Source organism: Nocardia sp. NPDC058480 (assembly GCF_042720495.1).
Classification (GTDB): domain Bacteria; phylum Actinomycetota; class Actinomycetes; order Mycobacteriales; family Mycobacteriaceae; genus Nocardia.
Genome location: NZ_JBHXMN010000001.1, coordinates 1,083,736 through 1,102,115, shown reverse-complemented (window position 1 = coordinate 1,102,115; position 18,380 = coordinate 1,083,736). Strand labels below are relative to the sequence as shown.

The 18,380-nt window shown below is 62.8% G+C and carries 22 protein-coding genes and 1 pseudogene; 16 read left to right on the top strand and 7 right to left on the bottom strand.

From position 1 onward, the window contains the following. Positions 1-37: 37 nt before the first annotated feature. From ACFWO8_RS05140 to ACFWO8_RS05110, 7 genes are all read left to right on the top strand, one after another. A complete protein-coding gene (locus ACFWO8_RS05140; RefSeq protein WP_378942600.1) occupies positions 38-388 on the top strand; it encodes a hypothetical protein in 351 nt (116 codons plus the stop codon). Further along, positions 385-1,101, top strand: a complete 717-nt coding sequence (locus ACFWO8_RS05135) for a WXG100 family type VII secretion target (RefSeq protein WP_378942596.1) — start codon at positions 385-387, stop codon at positions 1,099-1,101. Before ACFWO8_RS05140 ends, ACFWO8_RS05135 begins: the two co-directional genes overlap by 4 nt. A gap of 479 nt (positions 1,102-1,580) precedes the next feature. Next, on the top strand, positions 1,581-2,339 hold the full coding sequence (locus ACFWO8_RS05130; RefSeq protein WP_378942586.1) for an ESX secretion-associated protein EspG: 759 nt from the start codon (positions 1,581-1,583) through the stop codon (positions 2,337-2,339). Positions 2,340-2,423: 84 nt separating this feature from the next. After that, positions 2,424-3,176 (top strand): hypothetical protein, encoded by a 753-nt coding sequence (locus tag ACFWO8_RS05125; RefSeq protein WP_378942581.1) that lies wholly within the window; start codon positions 2,424-2,426, stop codon positions 3,174-3,176. After that, a complete protein-coding gene (locus ACFWO8_RS05120; protein WP_378942578.1) occupies positions 3,173-3,502 on the top strand; it encodes a hypothetical protein in 330 nt (109 codons plus the stop codon). The genes ACFWO8_RS05125 and ACFWO8_RS05120 overlap by 4 nt, the downstream gene beginning before the upstream one ends. Beyond that, complete coding sequence (locus ACFWO8_RS05115; protein ID WP_378942574.1) at positions 3,502-4,305, top strand: hypothetical protein; 804 nt, start codon at positions 3,502-3,504, stop codon at positions 4,303-4,305. The genes ACFWO8_RS05120 and ACFWO8_RS05115 overlap by 1 nt, the downstream gene beginning before the upstream one ends. A 206-nt stretch (positions 4,306-4,511) precedes the next feature. Next, complete coding sequence (locus ACFWO8_RS05110; RefSeq protein ID WP_378942570.1) at positions 4,512-4,814, top strand: hypothetical protein; 303 nt, start codon at positions 4,512-4,514, stop codon at positions 4,812-4,814. A gap of 182 nt (positions 4,815-4,996) precedes the next feature. On the opposite strand, the gene ACFWO8_RS05105 is transcribed toward ACFWO8_RS05110, so the two are convergent. The 4 genes and pseudogenes from ACFWO8_RS05105 to tnpB all read right to left on the bottom strand — a co-directional run bounded on the left by ACFWO8_RS05105 (position 4,997) and on the right by tnpB (position 8,291). Next, entirely contained in the window at positions 4,997-5,395 is a 399-nt protein-coding gene (locus tag ACFWO8_RS05105) for a type II toxin-antitoxin system VapC family toxin (protein WP_378942566.1), read from the bottom strand. A gap of 98 nt (positions 5,396-5,493) precedes the next feature. Beyond that, positions 5,494-5,643, bottom strand: a pseudogene (locus ACFWO8_RS05100) (type II toxin-antitoxin system Phd/YefM family antitoxin); the annotation flags it as partial. Between the two features lie 105 nt (positions 5,644-5,748). Then, the gene (gene fgd / locus ACFWO8_RS05095) at positions 5,749-6,759 is read right to left on the bottom strand and encodes a glucose-6-phosphate dehydrogenase (coenzyme-F420) (protein ID WP_378942561.1); all 1,011 of its coding nucleotides are present in this window, start codon (positions 6,757-6,759) and stop codon (positions 5,749-5,751) included. A 62-nt stretch (positions 6,760-6,821) separates the two neighbouring features. Further along, positions 6,822-8,291, bottom strand: a complete 1,470-nt coding sequence (tnpB, locus tag ACFWO8_RS05090; RefSeq protein ID WP_378942553.1) for an IS607 family element RNA-guided endonuclease TnpB — start codon at positions 8,289-8,291, stop codon at positions 6,822-6,824. A gap of 243 nt (positions 8,292-8,534) precedes the next feature. On the opposite strand from tnpB, the gene ACFWO8_RS05085 reads away from it, so the two are divergent. The 5 genes from ACFWO8_RS05085 to ACFWO8_RS05065 all read left to right on the top strand — a co-directional run bounded on the left by ACFWO8_RS05085 (position 8,535) and on the right by ACFWO8_RS05065 (position 11,783). Beyond that, entirely contained in the window at positions 8,535-9,293 is a 759-nt protein-coding gene (locus ACFWO8_RS05085) for an HAD-IIA family hydrolase (RefSeq protein ID WP_378943232.1), read from the top strand. A 77-nt stretch (positions 9,294-9,370) separates the two neighbouring features. Continuing rightward, a complete protein-coding gene (locus ACFWO8_RS05080; RefSeq protein WP_378942547.1) occupies positions 9,371-10,462 on the top strand; it encodes an LLM class flavin-dependent oxidoreductase in 1,092 nt (363 codons plus the stop codon). 52 nt (positions 10,463-10,514) lie between these two features. Beyond that, the gene (locus tag ACFWO8_RS05075; protein WP_378942540.1) at positions 10,515-11,135 is read left to right on the top strand and encodes an FMN reductase; all 621 of its coding nucleotides are present in this window, start codon (positions 10,515-10,517) and stop codon (positions 11,133-11,135) included. A 30-nt stretch (positions 11,136-11,165) separates the two neighbouring features. Continuing rightward, on the top strand, positions 11,166-11,498 hold the full coding sequence (locus ACFWO8_RS05070) for a hypothetical protein (protein WP_378942534.1): 333 nt from the start codon (positions 11,166-11,168) through the stop codon (positions 11,496-11,498). Between the two features lie 24 nt (positions 11,499-11,522). Then, the gene (locus ACFWO8_RS05065; protein ID WP_378942531.1) at positions 11,523-11,783 is read left to right on the top strand and encodes a hypothetical protein; all 261 of its coding nucleotides are present in this window, start codon (positions 11,523-11,525) and stop codon (positions 11,781-11,783) included. 25 nt (positions 11,784-11,808) lie between these two features. Here the strand turns inward: ACFWO8_RS05065 and ACFWO8_RS05060 are convergent, their stop codons facing one another. Then, positions 11,809-12,261 carry a MarR family winged helix-turn-helix transcriptional regulator gene (locus ACFWO8_RS05060; protein ID WP_378942526.1) on the bottom strand — a complete coding sequence of 151 codons (453 nt, stop codon included), beginning with the start codon at positions 12,259-12,261 and terminating at the stop codon, positions 11,809-11,811. After that, positions 12,258-12,878, bottom strand: a complete 621-nt coding sequence (locus tag ACFWO8_RS05055; protein WP_378942518.1) for a DJ-1/PfpI family protein — start codon at positions 12,876-12,878, stop codon at positions 12,258-12,260. Before ACFWO8_RS05055 ends, ACFWO8_RS05060 begins: the two co-directional genes overlap by 4 nt. A gap of 121 nt (positions 12,879-12,999) precedes the next feature. On the opposite strand from ACFWO8_RS05055, the gene ACFWO8_RS05050 reads away from it, so the two are divergent. Both ACFWO8_RS05050 and ACFWO8_RS05045 read left to right on the top strand, forming a co-directional pair. Next, positions 13,000-13,218 carry a hypothetical protein gene (locus ACFWO8_RS05050; RefSeq protein WP_378942514.1) on the top strand — a complete coding sequence of 73 codons (219 nt, stop codon included), beginning with the start codon at positions 13,000-13,002 and terminating at the stop codon, positions 13,216-13,218. Between the two features lie 12 nt (positions 13,219-13,230). Then, entirely contained in the window at positions 13,231-14,328 is a 1,098-nt protein-coding gene (locus ACFWO8_RS05045; protein WP_378942508.1) for an SPFH domain-containing protein, read from the top strand. Positions 14,329-14,382: 54 nt separating this feature from the next. Here ACFWO8_RS05045 and ACFWO8_RS05040 read toward each other — a convergent pair whose 3' ends face one another. Then, positions 14,383-14,889, bottom strand: a complete 507-nt coding sequence (locus ACFWO8_RS05040) for a nitroreductase/quinone reductase family protein (protein ID WP_378942499.1) — start codon at positions 14,887-14,889, stop codon at positions 14,383-14,385. A 182-nt stretch (positions 14,890-15,071) separates the two neighbouring features. Here ACFWO8_RS05040 and pta point away from each other — a divergent pair, with 182 nt between their 5' ends. Continuing rightward, positions 15,072-17,150, top strand: a complete 2,079-nt coding sequence (gene pta / locus ACFWO8_RS05035; protein ID WP_378942494.1) for a phosphate acetyltransferase — start codon at positions 15,072-15,074, stop codon at positions 17,148-17,150. After that, positions 17,147-18,346 carry an acetate kinase gene (locus ACFWO8_RS05030; protein WP_378942491.1) on the top strand — a complete coding sequence of 400 codons (1,200 nt, stop codon included), beginning with the start codon at positions 17,147-17,149 and terminating at the stop codon, positions 18,344-18,346. Before pta ends, ACFWO8_RS05030 begins: the two co-directional genes overlap by 4 nt. Positions 18,347-18,380: the final 34 nt, after the last annotated feature.

The following is an 18,380-nucleotide window of genomic DNA, read 5'->3' as shown; positions in this document are numbered from 1 at the left end:
GATCGAGGAAGCGCGGAGCGGCGCCTTGAATCTGCGCATGGAACCCGAGGAGTTCGCTCGCCTCGATCGTGAGTGCACCGAATTCGAAACCGTGATTCGGCAGATCCAGCAGACCATGACCGATATTTCCAATATCAGCACCTGGGGTTTCGGTGACAACGCAGAGTCCGGCTTATCCTCTGCCCGCGTTATGGCGCACCGCTTCCGCAACAAGGCCCGTGGCAGCGACGACTCCTTCTACGACGTACTCGAAGAGCACTACGTCATCGTCGAGGACATCCGCACCTTGCACCAATTGATCCGTGACCGGTTCATGGCCGCTGACGAGGAGTGGGCCACCCGCTTCAACGCTGAAGCCGCCGCACTCGCACAGGCAGGCGCGAAATGACCGGCACCGAGGGCAAACAGATCCCACCCACCACGGAATATCCACCCAACTGGAAGCATCAGGACATCCTGAGCGCGTTCGAACGGATCGCCACCGAGCCAGCCAACGGCGCGGCAGCGAAATACCGTGAGTCCGGCACCCAATGGACGCAAGCACTCGAACAGTTTCGGCAGCGGATGGAGGTCTCGATCGCGTCGGCCTGGGAAGGCAGTTCAGCGGATGCCTCGATCAACGCGATTCGCCAATACACCACCGACGCAGACAAACTCACGCCTGCCTTCACTTCGATGAGTGAGCAAGTCGCCGCCGCAGCAACATCCGCAGTGAACACGAAATCGGCGCTTCCCGGTGAAGTGGACCCAGGCTTTCTGGACAGCATGCCTTGGAACAAGGCGGTTGTTCGAGGTCAGCGTGAGGAAGCCGAGAACCAAGCGCGTGAGGTGATGGACAACAAGTACGTGATGCCCTTCGCCGGCACCGACGGCGCGATCCCGATCTTACCGCGGCCGACCAATCCCACCCAGCAACAGAATGACCCGGGTGACAAGCCGGTTGGCATCACCACGGACAACGGTGGAGGCAAGCCGAACACTGACTCCACCGGCACGCAGCCATCGACCGATGCTCCTGACGACCCGGCAGCAACACCAGAAACACCTGCCGAGGACTCCGCCGCCGAGGATCCGTCTACGTCGGATCCCGGGGTCCACTGACGATGAGGACACATCCGACTCCTCATCGGGTACCGACCAAACGTCGACCTCGCCGTCCACCACGCCGACCACACCAGCTTCGGCCACCCCCAGCTCCCCAGGGGTTGGCGGAACCCCAGGTTCCAGCGGTAGTCCAGGAACGGGGACCGGACCAGGCGGCAGCGTCGCTCCCAGCGCAGGTGCCCCTGGACAGGCAATTCCAGGGTCCCCGCAGGCAGGGGCGCTGGCAGCCACGGTATCCGCTGGTGGTGCTGCTGCAGGTGCTGCGGCTGGCACTCGCGGGATGTCTGGCATGCCAGGCATGATGGGCGCTGGTGCCGGGCGCGGAAAAGACGACCAGGCAGAGCACGCTATTCCTGACTACTTGATCAACGAGGCCAACGCGGATGAGCTCATCGGCGACCGTGGTTTCGTAGTCGAAGGCGGGGTCCTCGGCAGTCAGTATCCGTCCGCGAACCCACCACGAGACAGATCATCCGATGTCTGAATGGTTCTGGGAACCAGACGATTTCGCTGGACTCTGGTTCAATGACGGTCGCGACCGCTTCCCCCGCCCCCTGCACTTCGCCAGTCGCTTCCGCTATCGCGAGGAGTTCGACGCACACGGCCGGTCCGTTCGTACGGGGTACTCGAAAGAGGAGTCGAATGCGATCGAACTTGTCCTGCACACTCTTGCTACTGCTGACTTGCGCATCGAAGCATCAGGCGAGACAGGCGCCGATGGCCCCACCACCCGCACCTACCGAATCCTAGGTGTGCGAAGCCGCGGCTCCGCGGTCATCGCGGCCCAAACCGCAGTAAATGGCGTCGAGGGTCCGATCTGGGTCCGACGAGGGCGACCCGAAAACCTCGGCAACGGGATCGCGAATTGCATCCCGAATTGTTCTCCTGGCCGACAATCAGCCAAGGAATTCTACACGCGGGATCTTGAGCCCGACTTCGGCACCTACTTCACCGACGTTGCCCGTAGCTCTCCTCACGAGCGATATCAGCGGTTCATTAGTCGGCCATTAACTGGTTCAGGATCGGCAGCCGTCCGTGCTGGTGACCACCACCATCAATCCGCGCCCATCCACATCATCGAATGGCTGGACTATGCGGACGACGGCCGATACCTCCAACGCAGAAATAGTGAGCGAATAGAGATTGAGCCAGGGGACTGTTCGCATCTAGCCGAACAAATGACCAAGTTGATTGATAACGAGCTGAGACGGCGGATTGAACACCGAGACAGTTGACCGTTTCATATCAAGAATCGTGACCAAAGGAGGCAGCTTGAGTGTGAGAGAAGCCGGAAATATGAATAAGCGGGGAAACCGACTGTGACACAAGGGTGGTTCAATCATTATGACGACCCCGACGATGAATATTGGGAAGAACAACCCGTCGCCCGGTCGGCTCCCTCGCATCTGGATAACCAGGCGAATCTAGATGGACGGGGGATGGGCAGGGCGTCTACGTCGCCTGCGGACAACGAAGTGAGTGCCAACTCTGAACCTAGGGTTGAAAATCCATTCCAGAAGTCTGCACTAGTTAACGTGCAACTGAACATGGACCGGCTTCCCACGCAGATCAAGATTGGGCGCCAATGGAAGAACCTCTTCGAACCATCGGATTATGGGAAATCGATTATGGATGCTTATATGCACGCCGTATTCGAGAAGGCCTCTCAAGTAGCGGATCCGAGTAGGGTTCTGAGTCGACCGCCGACGCTGAGGCTCGCCGCACCAATTCTTTTGCGAACAAATACATCGGCGGAGTTTCAAGAAATTTACTCTGCAATATTCCAGCCGACGGCGCGCACATTTCATGGGCCTGGTCGGAATAGCAGTGGAATCGTGGGATTGACTGTTACGGCAACCTCTGCCAAACTGATATCGGTCAATATTGATCCTGATTGGGGATATCTGACCGATCCGGATCATATTGCAATCGATATTATAAATTGCTGTAATCGTGCGCGAGCGGGAGCGCCCAAATTGGAGCACAGCGCCGATCTGGATAGCGAAACCGATCAAGCCTTGATTGCTAGAGTGGTCCGTCACGAAAAGCTACTCATGGGGAGTATTGGATGACGAAGAATCTTAAGGTCGAACTCGACGAGCTTGAGAAAGTATCTAAGGTCTGGTTATCTGAAGTATCTCCAGGCCTGAAATCTGCGGCTGGGTCGATCGATGCTTTGAAGTACACGGCTGTGCAGTTTGGTCCATTGTTTATTGGCGCGTGGAGTTCTTACAGCAAAGCGGCCACATATATTCAGGACAGGCTTAGGGAATCGGAACCGGTCGCCGAACAGATTGGCAACGCCTTGCACGCGGCAGTGATCAGCTTCGGCGAACAGCAGGCTGAACAGGTCCAGGCGACAAACCGTCTCGCTGGAGATATGGATTTCTCGATATAATGAGCCCATTTCCGGAATTGACGCAAGAATCCCTGACCACACTTCGTGAGGAGTTTTCGAAAAGTGTAGAGCGACTCGACGAGATGCCTGCCGAGATCAATGAAGGCTTTGATCGAGTTCGTTGGGTAAGCATGGCGACATACTGGGCTCTGACCGACACCCGAGACGAGGTCCAAGAGCAGCTGAAGAAGCTGATCGAGAAGATCAAGGAAGCAGTCGAGGGGATGTTCGCCCCGTGGCTGTTTGTTGACTATGCATCGAAATGGCAGCAGGTAGGTAGCCCAGTCGGGGCCGTTTACGCGAGGCAAAACTCGGAGGAATTCAATCTGGAAGGCAACTGGGACGGAAGTGCGTACAAATCTTTCAAGGAATCGAGGGGGTATCAGGCGGCCGCGATGACCGCGATTGTAACTCTCTGCGAGAGTGTTCATGATGAGCTGTTGACAATCGCTGAGGAGGGACGCGTTCTCTATAAAGCATTGATTGACAAGCTCGCGACGGTCATTTCGGCGGCGGTGGAGTTCGCTGCAGAGTCGGCCTCAACAGCGGGTGCTGCGGTTCCATTCGCTTTGCCGACCGCAAATGCGGCAATTACTGCCGCTGTCGAGTTGGTCGTGGAATTAATTACCAACTTCGCTGAGGTTCAAACGAAGGTTTGGATAGCGTCTAATGAGCTTCAGAATATGATTAGAAGTCCGAGCGGATTGTCTGTTGACGCGCACGGGAATTCTGTGTGGCCCACTCCGAATACGCGTGAGTATAATGATAAAGATGATGGCTGGGAATTGGATGGCGAAGATTAATGTCTAATACGTTTCGAACGGCAATTTGGTTGGCTGTTTCCGTTGCTGTGACATCGATAGTTGCGACCGGTTGCACGTCCACGGACGGTGGCTCCGAAAAGTGTGAAGTCGCGACGGCAAAGCTGGAATCGAAAGAGTTCGAACAAGAGACCAGGAAGGCGATAGATGATTCCGACGCGCTACCTTCGGGCTATTGTGTATACAATGTGAGTATCAATAGAAACGATAAAACTGGCATGCTGGGTGTTAATGTCTATCTGTCAGTGGTCAATTCTCAAGGCAAGCTCGACGATCTGCGGCCAGCGGCGACCGAAGTTGCGCACGTGGTTAAGAAGATGCCCTATAATTCTCCTGTTTCCGAGCTGTACGTTTCAAATTTGACGCCCAAGAATAGTTCGAAAGATTACGCCGGGGTTATCGCCAACGAGTTCTACAAGCAGCCGTGGGACGGCTCGCCGTCACGCGAATCGGAGTTGGCTTCCTGGGTACCGTGGACTGCTAACGGATGAATCGGAGGTGACGGTCCATTGGCCCTTGTTCGACGGCGTAGTTCGCCCTCGGTTGGTTTGGAAGACTTCGAAGATCTCCTTGGCGACCTTGACCACGCGTTGAGCTAGCGTCGTTCGAATGTCCCGAGTCGACCTGTCGAAGGTTCCTAGCTCGGCAGGTCGACGTCGGACTCGTAGATCATCTACTGGACCGGGTCGAAGACCGCGAATCCGAGTTGTCCTGCGACAGTGGCCATGTTCTTGTCGTGGGTTACCACCGTCAGATCTTCCAAGCCGCTGCGCAGCGCAGACGCCAGGTGAATCGCATCGAGTGTTCGGATGTGCGAGATGATCGCTTCGGCTTCGTTCAGAACAGCGTGATCGATCGGAATGACGTCGATGTGGTCGATGATCTGACCTCGGTCGAGTACGGGTAGGCCTTCTCTGCGAAGGACGCGAGTGATCTCGGTGCGCAACAGTCGTGAAGAGACAATCCGGCACTCTTTGTCCGCGGTGGCATTGTCGAACCATCGCGCGGCTTCGATGGAATGTCCCAGCATGATCCGCATGGCTACTGAGGTGTCGAGGTAATAGGCCCTCACCACTCGCCCTTCTCGGACTCGAGGAGTTCGTCGATAGACGCAGCGCTGCGGAGTTCATGCCGGGCGATGGTGCTCGTGCTCGCCCCACCATCGACCGCGCGCCTGATGATCTGGGTGGACGAGACCGCGGGGACGATGTAGCCGACCCGATGGTTGTGGCGCGTCAACTCATAGACCTCGCCCGACTCGACATCGGCGACCATGGCGGACGGATTCTGGCGGAGTTCGCCGACACTGATCGACTTCACGAACTCAGTCTAGCCGAAAATTATCTACTATTGTCTACGGTCCCCGCGCCGCATGCCGAAGCATGCGGCAGACCGGGGCCGATCCTGCTCAGGTCACTCGCGATCTCAGCCCAGCGCGCGGAGGCGGGGTGCCAGGTCGTGCTTGAACAAGTCGAGGAAACGGAGTTGGTCGTGCCCGGGGGCGTGGAAGACCAGGTGGTTGAGACCTGCGTCGAGGTAGGGCTTGATTTGGGCGACGGCTTCGTCAGGGTCGCTGGCGACGATCCAGCGCTTGGCTACCTGTTCGATGGGGAGGGCGTCGGCGGCCTTTTCCATTTCGATGGGGTCGGTGATGTCGTGCTTCTGTTCGGGAGTCAGGGAGAGTGGGGCCCAGAAGCGGGTGTTCTGTAGTGCGAGTTCGGGATCGGTGTCGTAGGAGATCTTGATCTCGATCATTTTGTCGATGTCGGCGACGTTGCGGTCGACCTTCGCGGCGCCCTCGGTGACGGCGGGCAGCAGCTTCTCGGTGTAGAGGTCCATGCCCTTGCCCGAGGTGCAGATGAAACCGTCGCCCGCGCGGCCGGCGTACCTTGCGACCACCGGGCCGCCCGCGGCGATGTAGACGGGGATTCCGCCCTTGGGGACGTCGTAGATGGAGGCGCCGACGGTGTGGTAGTACTCGCCCTCGAAATCGGTGCGCTCGCCAGTCCACAGGTCGCGCATCAAGTTCACCGCTTCGCGCAGTCGAGCGAAACGTTCCTTGAAGTCGGGCCATTCGCCTTTGTAGCCGGTGGCGATCTCGTTGAGCGCCTCACCGGTGCCGACACCGAGCATCACCCGGCCCGGGTACAGGCAGCCCATGGTGGCGAAGGCCTGCGCGATCACGGCCGGGTTGTAGCGGAAGGTGGGGGTGAGCACGGAGGTGCCGAGCTGGATGCGATCGGTGCGTTCGCCGACGGCCGCCAGCCAGGCCAGCGAGAACGGCGCGTGGCCGCCGTCGTGGCGCCACGGCTGGAAGTGGTCGCTGACGGTCGCACTGTCGAGACCGTGCTGCTCGGCGGCGACGCCTAGTTCGACCAGCTCTCGCGGCCCGAACTGCTCTGCCGATGCCTTGTACCCGAGCTTGAGCTCAACCATTCCAGCCACTCCTGTCGTCCGTTGACCGTTGCCTTCTCATGAGCAACCTTTAGTCTGCTCCATCAGGCAGCCTCACCTTGCGGTGAAGCGGTCCCCGCCGAAGCCAACCATAGCTTGTACGGGGTAGACGTTTCACGGCCTCCTGCCTCGCCCGCTCGCGCGGGCTCGGACTTGCGGATGGCTCCACGTCCTGGCACCGACCCACTGCCGGCGCAACCCTGTTCACCCACCCTGGACAGGCGGGTCTCGCCGAGTCGGGCGAGGTTGATCGCGGCATTACGATCACGATCAATCGACAGACCACATGACTCACAGCTATAGACGCGGTCGGCGAGGGTCAGGCTTGGCTTTCGCCCACCACACCCCGAACACGTCTTCGAACTCGGAAACCACCGGTCAGCTTCCACCAGGATCGACCCGTACCAGCGAGTTTTATAGGCCAACATCTGCCGGACCTGAGCGAGGGCCGCGTCAGCGAGCGCCCGGTTCAACCCCTTCTTCCGGGCACCGCCCGCGGACCGCATCCCGGCCGCGTTCAGAGTTTCCACGGTGATCACCTGGTACTGCTGGGCCAGTTCAGTGGTGATCTTGTGGAGAACGTCGCGGCGGACTGCGGCGGCCCGCCCGTGGATACGGGCGATCCGTGCCGTGGTGGCCTGCCACCGCTTCGATGGCCTCCGCCGGGTTTTCGTAACCGGATCATAGGGGCCCTGCTGACGCGCCGCCCGCCGTTGCAATACCCGCAGCCGCGCCTGCATGGCAGTTGAGGGTTTCGGCGCTCGAACACGGGCGACCTCGCAACCGTCAGGGGCCGCGATCACCAGCAGCGCGTCGGCTTTGACCCCGACGTCGACCCCGACCACCGGGTGCGGTGACCGGCGGGCATGCCCGGGACGGGCTTTGGCCGTGACGAGGGTTTGGAATGAGACGTACCAGCGGCGACGCGAATCCTGGGCGAGGGTGGCGGAGAGGATGCGCGCGGTTCCCGCCTCGACCCGGCGGGCGAGTTTGCGGGTCGACTCATGTGTTTTGAGCCGCCCGACCCGTGGAAGGACGATGTGATGGCGGTCGGGCTCGACCCGGATCGTCCCCGTGGTGAATCGAACGGACCGCCGTGACCGGGCCGCGGTTTTTAATCTCGGGAACCCGACCGGTTTACCGGCTCGCAGACCGGTTCGGGAGGCAGTCCAGTTATCGAGCGACCGGGCGAGGCCATCGAGTCCGGTGTTGTAGGCCTCTTTCGAGTTCTCCGCCCACCACGGCGCGTGCTCGTGTTTACGCTGGTTCCATATTTTGCGGAGTCCGGGTAGTGACCAGCCGATCGACGGGGTCAGTTCGGTCTCGGAGATCCCGTAGCTGCGTTCAGCGGAGCGTTGGTCGATCACCGCTTTGACCAAGGTGAGCATGTGGTTGAACGCGAACCTGGATGCACCGCAATGTGATCGGAGTACCGGTTGTTGTCGTGGGGTGGGGTCGAGCGCGAATCGGTAGGCCTGCATCGTCCATCCGTCGGGGATGTCGAACCTAGCCATCAGCGATCAACCCCCTCCCTCTGAGTTTCGGTGTCGCTCACCAACACCGACCACCATGCCATAGCGGTATGACATGTTTCGATCCATGCCAGCGATCAGGCCGCGATAGTGCTGCTGCTTGCGGCTGTTCGACCAGATTGCAGCTGAACACGAGCGCTGTTTCGTCTCCCACCACGCCAGGTTTTAGCGGACAATTAACTGGTGACCACCAAGGATGAGCAGATCTTGTCGTACCTGACCGACATGGACGGCGTGCTGGTGCACGAGGATCAGCTGATCCCCGGCGCCGACGAGTTCCTCGCCGATCTGCGCGCCAACGAGATCCCGTTCCTCGTGCTCACCAATAACTCGATCCGCACCCCCCGCGACCTGCAGGCCCGCCTGCGCCACACCGGCCTCGACATCCCCGAGGAGTCGATCTGGACCTCGGCGCTGGCCACGGCGACCTTCCTCGACGACCAGCGCCCCAACGGCACCGCGTATGTGGTCGGCGAATCCGGCCTCACCACCGCGCTGCACGAGATCGGCTACGTGCTCACCGATAGCGATCCCGACTACGTGGTGCTCGGCGAGACCCGCACCTATTCCTTCGAGGCCATCACCACCGCGATCCGCCTGGTCGATCGCGGCGCCAAGTTCATCGCCACCAACCCCGACGCCACCGGCCCCTCCCGCGACGGTGTCCTGCCCGCCACGGGTTCGGTCGCGGCCCTCATCACCAGGGCCACCGGTAAGGAGCCGTACTACGTCGGCAAGCCGAATCCGCTGATGATGCGCTCGGCGCTGCGCCGGATCGGCGCGCATTCCCAATCGACGGTGATGATCGGCGACCGGATGGACACCGACGTGATCGCGGGCCTCGAGGCGGGCCTGCGCACGGTGCTGGTGACCTCGGGTATCTCGACGAAGTCCTCGGTGGAGGCCTACCCGTTCCGGCCCACGATGGTGGTGGACTCGGTGGCCGACCTGATCGGCCGGACCCGCCGCCCTTTCGCCGAGTAGCCATGTGAGCCGCGTCTCACCGGAATAGGTTCCCGCCCTCCCTGGTTATAGTTGCCATGGCAACCAAAGGAGGGCCCGTGCAGTTCGGAATCTTCAGCGTCGGCGATGTGACCACCGATCCCACCACCGGCCGCACCCCCACCGAGGCCGAGCGGATCAAGGCGATGGTCGCGATCGCGCAGAAGGCCGAAGAGGTGGGTCTGGATGTGTTCGCGATGGGCGAGCACCACAATCGGCCCTTCGTACCGTCCTCGCCGACCACGATGCTCGGCTACATCGCGGGCCGCACCGACAACATCATGCTGTCCACTTCGACCACGCTGATCACCACGAATGACCCGGTCAAGATCGCCGAGGACTTCGCGATGCTGCAGCACCTGGCCGACGGCCGAGTCGACCTGATGCTCGGCCGCGGCAACACCGGCCCGGTCTATCCGTGGTTCGGCAAGGACATCCGCGACGGCATCCCCCTGGCCGTCGAGAACTACGCTCTGCTGCATCGGCTGTGGCGTGAAGACGTGGTGAACTGGGAAGGCAAGTTCCGCACGCCGCTGCAGTCGTTCACCTCCACGCCGCGTCCGCTCGACGATGTGCCGCCGTTTGTCTGGCACGGGTCGATCCGCAGCCCGGAGATCGCCGAGCAGGCCGCGTACTACGGTGACGGCTTCTTCGCCAACCACATCTTCTGGCCCACCGACCATTTCAAGCGGCTCATCGATCTGTACCGCCGCCGCTACGAGCACTACGGCCACGGCAGCGCCGACCAAGCCATCGTCGGCCTCGGTGGACAAGTGTTCCTGCGCAAGAACTCTCAGGACGCGGTTCGTGAGTTCCGCCCCTACTTCGACAACGCGCCCGTCTACGGGCACGGCCCGTCGCTCGAGGATTTCACCGAGCAGACCCCGCTCACCGTGGGTAGCCCGGAGCAGGTGATCGAGAAGACGCTCACCTTCCGCGAGCACTTCGGCGACTACCAGCGCCAGCTGTTTCTGGTCGACCACGCCGGACTCCCGTTGAAGACGGTGCTCGAGCAGCTCGACCTGCTCGGCGAGGAGGTAATCCCGGTGTTGCGCAAGGAGTTCGCGGCCGGACGCCCGGCGCACGTCCCGGACGCGCCGACGCACGACTCGCTGCTCGCCGCCAAGACCATGGCGGAGGTCAGTGCGTGATATCCACACCGCGCCGCGCACTCGGCGGCCCGCACACAACGGAGGTGATCTCATGACAACCCGTATCGCCGTGGTGTCGGCAGGGCTTTCGCAGCCTTCGTCGACACGTTTGCTGGCCGATCGATTGGCCGCCGCGGCAGCACGTGAGCTGCGTGCGAAGGGCTCCGAGGTCGAAGTGGACTTCGTCGACCTGCGCGATCACGCTCGCGATCTCGCCGACAACCTGCTCACCGGGTTCCCGGCGCCGGCCCTGCGAGCGGCGATCGACAAGGTCGTCACCGCCGACGGCCTGATCGCCGTGACGCCGATCTTCAGCGCCTCCTACAGCGGCCTGTTCAAGACCTTCTTCGATGTGCTGGAACCGGATTCGCTCGCCGGGATGCCGGTGCTGGCCGGCGCGACCGGCGGCACCGAGCGTCATTCCCTGGCGCTCGAGCACGCGGTGCGCCCACTGTTCGCCTACCTGCACTCGATCGTCGTCCCCACCGCGGTCTACGCGGCCTCGACCGATTGGGGCGCAAACGGCGCCGACCAGGCGCTGAACAACCGAATAGACCGCGCGGCAAACGAATTCAGCGCGCTACTGCTCGGCAGGACCGCCAGCCGCCCGACCGATCCCTATGCCGACACGACCCCGTTCGAAGAACTACTCGCAGCAAATCTCTCCCACTGATGGAGGATCGGCGGGTGAGACTGCCGATAAATGGTATTGCATTATCCATTAAAGGTAGTACCATTAATCATGCAGATCACGATCTTGGCCAGCGCTACCAAACACGGCATCGACGCTGCCGAGATCACCGCGATCATGACCTATCCGATCCTGCGCGTAGCCATCCGCGCCCGTCGCGACGATGCTGCTTTGGTGCTGCACATCGGTGCGCTTGCAGACAGTGAACCCCATATTGAAGTAATCGCCGATGTGGCACCGCCGATACCGGTCGTCTTCCACGCGATGATGCTGCGCCCGTCCTTGGTCGCACAGATCGGTATCGGTCACCTGTTCGAACCGAACTACGCGCACCAGCGCCGCTGACGTTCGCCCCAGAAAGGAAAGCCGATGCCTGACTACGAAGCGATGGCAGACGACTACGCGGTCAATCCGCCGACCGCCGATGAAGTTCTCTCGGTCGAGATCGTCAACCCTGCCGCACTCAAGCGAGGTCGACCGCGCAAGGATGAGGGTCGGGGTGGCCGCACGCCGACCACCTCGGTACGCCTGGCCGATGGGATGCGTACTCGCCTTAGTCGACGTGCGCAAGCCGACCACGTCGGCGAGGGCGAAGTGATCCGCCGTGCACTGGATGCCTATCTCGGTTAGGGCAATCCGGACGACAGACGCGGCCCTACGCTTTGTCGTCAGCGATCACGTCGAGTGCCGCGGAGAGTCTCGTGAGCGCCGCGACGGTGGCTGCGAACTCCGTGGGTCCGAGTTCGTCGACGAGGCGATCCGCGATCTTCGCATGGTGCGGATCGATGCGCTGCACCGCCGCACGGCCGGACGCTGTCGCGACGACCAATTTGGCCCGGCGGTGCGCCGGGTTCGGCCGGTATTCACAGAGACCGTCGCCGACCAGCAGGTCCGCGATGCGCTGCACACTCTGGCGAGTGATGCCCATCGCGCGGGCGATACCAGCGACCGGCAGTGGTTCGGTGAGCACCGCGCCGAGCACCTGCCAGCGGGCGGCGGTGAGCCCGGCCGACGCGGCCAATTCCTCAGCGATGGCGAGGAATTGGCCGTTGAGGCGAAACGAGGTGATGGCCGCGGTGGAGAACAGTTCTTGTTCGCCTTCTTTCATTCGGTGGCCTCGTATCCGGCGAGCACCGCGTACCCGGCCGGATCCTTCTGCGCGAACAGTGCGTACCACGCGTCGAGAACATGCGGCTCGTAGAGATCGAGGCGGGCGAAGATCTCGCGGGCGAATTCGAAGGGGGACATGGCATCCGCGGTGATCACATCGCGGTCCGTGACGGCAGGGGCGTCGACGTAGTGGTCGGCGCCCGAATAACCGCTGTAGACGAGATATTCCGCGACGTTGCTGGTGTGCGCGCAGTCGTCGAGCAGGCCTTCCTTGGCGAGCCCGAAGGTGGCGCCGCAGATTCCCGCGACCGGAACGCCCGCCTCGACAAACTGTCTCGCCTTGTGCGCGAAGGCATTCAGGTCATCGCCCTCCCACAGGTCGGCGCCGGGCAGGATCAGCATGGCACTGTCGGCGGGGTCTATATCAGCGATGGCGAGGTCTGGAGTGATGCGCATTCGGCCGATCGTGGTGATCGGCTCGGTGGTGAGACCGACCGTTTTGACCTCGAACGTTCCCGGCTCCCGATGCCACTCGCCATTGGCGATGTGCGCGGTGGCGGCACCGACCTCCCAGTCGGCGAGGGTGTCGTAGACGGCTACGTGAACTGTTTTCATCGGCATGACAGTATGGTGTCATATTTGACAGAATGCTGTCAATAAGAATTTTGCTACCCGCTTATAGCCGACGCTCCGTACTCTGACGGCATCCGGTGCGAGACAGGGAGGTTCACCCGCGATGACCGATTCCGTGCAGGGCATGACGGGCACCATCACGTCACCGATTCGGGAGGCGGGCGCACTGGGTGAGGTGCTGGTGTCGATTCGCGGGGGCACTGAGCTCTACCTCGCCCGAGCCGACGAGCCGATCGCCGCCTGGACCACCGTGTTGATCGTCGCGGTCCACCCGGGTCGCCTGGTCGACGTGGTCACTTGGATTCCGCTTCCCTCTGAATGAAAGGGGCCCGCCATGCTGGGCTATCACGTTCCCGATCCCGACGAAGCCATGCTGGTCAGTGGCGCCAAGACCAAGGACGACACCCCGTTCAAGGTGGTTATCGGGCGCGGCACCTGGGTGGTGCCGCTGTTCCGGAAGGTCCGCTACCTGTCGCTGGCCATGTTCGAATCCGAGATCCGCGAGCGCTGCGTCACCAAGCAGGCCATCCAGCTCGATGTGCGTGCGGTGATCGCGTTCAAGGTCGCCAACGACACCCAGTCGATTGTCAATGCGGCACAACGCTTCCTGTCCGAGCAGGAGCAGGAGATGTCGGTGCTGACGGGCCGCATCTTCTCCGGTCACCTGCGCTCGATCGTCGGCTCGATGACGGTCGAGGAGATCATCCGCGAACGCCAGAAGCTGGCCGACGAGGTACTCATCGCCTCCAAAGTGGAGATGAGCAATATCGGCCTGTGGGTCGACTCGTTCCAGATCCAATCCATCGACGACGGCAACCTCGGCTACATCAATGCCCTGGCCGCACCGCACAATGCGGCGGTCCAGCGCGATGCCCAGATCGCCCAGGCCCAAGCCTCCCAGCGCTCCGCCGAAGCCGAACAGGAATCGCTGCGCCGTCGCGCCGAATACGAGCGCGAAACCTCGATCCTCAAGGCCCAGTACCAGCGCGATATCGACAAGGCCAATGCCGAAGCGGCACAGGCGGGCCCGCTCGCCGACGCCATCGCCAGGCAGGCGGTCCTGCACGCCCAGGCTGAGCAGGCCCGCAAGAACGCTGAACTCCGCGAACAGCAACTTCAGGCCGAAGTGGTGAAACCCGCTGAGGCAGAAGCGGAACGGGTCCGCATCCTCGCCGTAGCCGAGGCCGACCGTACCCGTATCCAGGCCGAAGCGGCTGCGTCCAACAACCGAATCGCGTTGGACCAGATGCTCATCGAGCAACTCCCCGAAATCGTCAAGCAGGCCTCCCACGGCCTGGCAGGCGCCAATCTCACCGTTCTCAACGGCCCCGACGGCGTCGGTGAATTGCTCAACGGCATGGTCGGCCAGGGCCTGACGGTGTTCAACTCCCTGCAGAAGGCACTGGCGAACGGCGAGGTCGACAAGGTCTGAATCACCTCGGGTTCGCTGTCTTCGACCCGGTTCAGTAGGACGAGTCGCGGGTCCTTATGCCCGGCGCAGGGCGAACATGCGCAGGTTGCGGGTGGTGCGATCGCGGTAGGCGGCGTAGGCGCCGGTGATGTCGATGAAGCGGGCGAAGATCGCGTCCTTGTCCGCGTCGGGGATCGGGGTTGCGGTGACCGGGATGCGCTCGCCCGCGATGGCGACGGTGGCTGACGGGTCGGCGAGCAGGTTGCCGGTCCACGCCGGGTGGTGTTGCTGGCCGAAGTTGGAACCCACCACGTAGAGAGCGTCGCCGTCGTGGACGTAGAGCAGTGGCTGGGTGCGCGCGGCCCCGGACTTGCGGCCGGTGGTGGTGAGCAGGATCACCGGGGCGCCGATCGGGCCGAGCACGGTGTATTTGGCATCGGTGCGTTCGAGCAGGGCCCGGTCGAGTGGGGTGATCGTGCGGATCAGCCAGGAACCCGGCTTGGTCGCGGCGAAACGGTTGGCTGCGCGGGACAGGGGATTGGTGCGCGAACCCCACTGCCGATCCGGGAACTGCGATGTCATGGGGCGGACTATAACGCGACAGATCGCACCCGGATCCGGGGACTGAGTGTCATTTTGGCGGACTATAGCCCGACAGATCGCACCCGGATCCGGGGACTGAGTGTCATTTGGGCGGACTATAACGCGACCGATCGGACCCCGCCGAGCCCCTGAATCGCCGCCGATTCACTAAGCTCGCGAGCATGGTCGAACAAGCGCCGTCCACCGTGTACATCGCCTCACCGGAGGGTGACACCGGAAAATCGACGGTGGCACTGGGTGTCCTCGGCATGCTGTGCGCGACCACCGCACGCGTTGGCGTGTTCCGTCCGATCACCCGCTCCACCGACGAACCCGACTACATCCTCGAACTGCTGCTCGAGCACAGCACCGCCGATATCAGCTACGAACAGGCGATCGGCGTCACCTACGAGGACGTGCACCGCGACCCCACCGCCGCGATCAGCGACATCGTGATGCGTTTCCACGACGTCGCCAAGGCCTGCGACGCGGTGGTGATCGTCGGCAGCGACTACACCGACGTCGCCAGCCCGAGCGAACTGCGCTTCAACGCCCGCATCGCGGTGAACCTGGGCGCGCCGGTTCTGCTGGTCGTTCGCGGTGCCGACCGCACGCCCGGCGAGGTCAAGCAACTGGTCGAACTGTGTACCACCGAGCTCACCGCCGAGCACGCCCACCTGGTCGCGATCGTGGCCAATCGCTGCGTTCCCGACGAACTCGACGAAATCGCCACCACCCTGGCGGGTTTCGAGGTGCCGTCCTGGACGCTGCCCGAAGTGCCGCTGCTGATGGCGCCGACCATGGGCGAGCTGTGCGAGGCGATCGACGGCGAAATCTACAGTGGCGACCCGGAATTGCTGCAGCGTGAGGCGTTGCGCATCATGGTCGGCGGCATGACCGCCGAACACATCCTGGAGCGACTCTCCGACGGTGTGGTGGTGATCGCGCCGGGCGACCGCTCCGATGTGTTGCTGAGCCTCGTGAACGCCCATGAGGCAGAAGGGTTCCCGTCGCTGGCAGGCGTGATCATGAACGGTGGCCTTCGCCCACACCCGGCGATCGCGCGGCTGATGGAGGGCTTGCACCCCAGGCTGCCGATCCTGGCCACCGAGCTCGGCACCTACGACACCGCCAGTGCCGTGCACCGCACCCGCGGCCGCATGTGGGCGGGCAGCCCGCGCAAGGTCGACACCGCGTTCGCGCTCATGGAACAGCGTGTCGACGCGCCGGAGCTGTTGCGGCGCATCCAGGTTCCGTCCTCGGCGGTCGTGACACCGCAGATGTTCGAATACCGGCTGATCGAACGCGCCCGCGCCGATCGCAAACGCATCGTGCTGCCAGAGGGCGACGACGACCGCATCCTTCGCGCGGCCGGACGGGTGCTGCAGCGCAAGATCGCCGACCTCACCATTCTCGGCGACGAGACCTCGGTGCGGGCGCGTGCCGCCGAGCTCGGTGTCGACATCGCCGCCGCCCAGGTGATGGACCCGCGCACCTCGGGCCATCTCGACGAATTCGCCGCCGAGTACACCGAACTGCGCAAGCACAAGGGCATGACGCTCGAGCGTGCGCGCGAAACCATGGCCGACATCTCCTATTTCGGCACCATGATGGTCTACAAGGGGATCGCCGACGGCATGGTCTCCGGTGCCGCGCACACCACCGCGCACACGATCCGGCCCTCGTTCGAGATCATCAAGACGGTGCCCGGTGTCTCCACGGTGTCGAGTGTGTTCCTGATGTGCTTGGCCGATCGTGTTCTCGCCTATGGCGATTGCGCGGTGGTGCCCGATCCCACCTCGGAGCAGCTGGCCGATATCGCGGTGTCCTCGGCGGGCACGGCGGCCCGGTTCGGCATCGACCCCAGGGTGGCGATGCTGTCGTACTCGACCGGTGCGTCCGGCACCGGCGCCGATGTCGACAAGGTCCGCGCGGCCACCGAACTCGTGCGTGAGCGGGCGCCGGAACTGCCGGTGGAAGGCCCGATCCAGTACGACGCGGCGATCGAGCCCTCCGTCGCCTCGGCCAAGCTGCCCGATTCCGACGTAGCGGGCAAGGCAACGGTTTTCGTCTTCCCCGACCTCAATACCGGCAACAACACCTACAAGGCGGTGCAGCGTAGCGCGGGCGCGGTGGCGATCGGTCCGGTGCTGCAGGGTTTGCGCAAGCCGGTGAACGATCTTTCACGCGGCGCGCTGGTCGCCGACATCGTCAACACGGTGGCGATCACCGCCATTCAGGCACAGGGAGATGGCAAGTGAGCGACCTGGTACTGGTGCTGAACAGCGGCTCTTCGTCGATCAAATACCAACTGCTGCACGCGGTCTCGGCGGAAGTCCTGGCCTCCGGGCTGGTCGAGAAGATCGGTGAGGCGCACGGCGGGCGGATCGTGCACGAGGCAGGCCCCGTCAAACTCGACTACGACGGGCCGATACCCGATCACAAAGCCGGTCTGCTGCGGGCGTTCGAGATGTTGTGCGAGACCGGCCTCGACCTGACCACGATCGGAATCGGCGCGGTCGGGCACCGGGTGGTCCACGGCGGCGAGGTGTTCTGGGAGCCGACCCTGATCACCGACGACGTGCTGCACGCCATCGACGAACTGTCGGTGCTCGCACCGCTGCACAATCCCGCCAATGTGGTCGGCATCGAGTCCACGCGAGAGCTGCTGCCCGGCATTCCCCAGGTCGCGGTCTTCGACACGGCGTTCTTCCACACCATGCCCGACGCCGCCAAGACCTATGCGATCGACGCGAAACTCGCTGCGGCCCACGGTATTCGCAAGTACGGCTTCCACGGCACCTCGCACCAGTACGTGTCGGAGAAGGCCGCGGAATTCCTGGGTAGGCCGACCGAAGAGCTGAACCAGATCGTCTTCCACCTCGGCAACGGCGCGTCCGCGTCGTCGATCCAAGGTGGGGTCGCGATCGACACCACCATGGGTATGACCCCGCTCGAAGGTCTCGTGATGGGGACCAGGCCGGGCGATCTGGATCCTGGTGTCACGCCGTATCTCATGCGGGCGGCCGATCTGGATGTGAGTCAGGTGGAGCAACTGCTCAACCGCGATTCCGGCCTCAAGGGCATGAGCGGGGTCAACGACTTCCGTGAATTGCAGCAGCTCATCGATGGTGGCGACACTCAGGCGAAGCTCGCCTACGACGTCTACATCCACCGCCTGCGCCGCTACCTCGGCGCCTACCTGGTGGAACTCGGCACCGTCGACGCCATCATCTTCACCGCGGGTGTGGGTGAGAACAGCCCGGCGGTGCGCGCCGACGCCCTGGCCGGACTACAGGCGCTCGGCATCGAAGTCGACCCGACCCGCAACGAGACGAGAGCCCCTGGCATCCGCCGCATTTCGCCGGACTTCGCCCCGGTGACGGTGCTGGTGGTACCAACCAATGAGGAACTGGCTATCGCCCGAGCGGCCAACGAACTGGTCGCTAACACCTGAATTCGGTAGGTGTCAGTGCGGTTCCCAGGCCGAA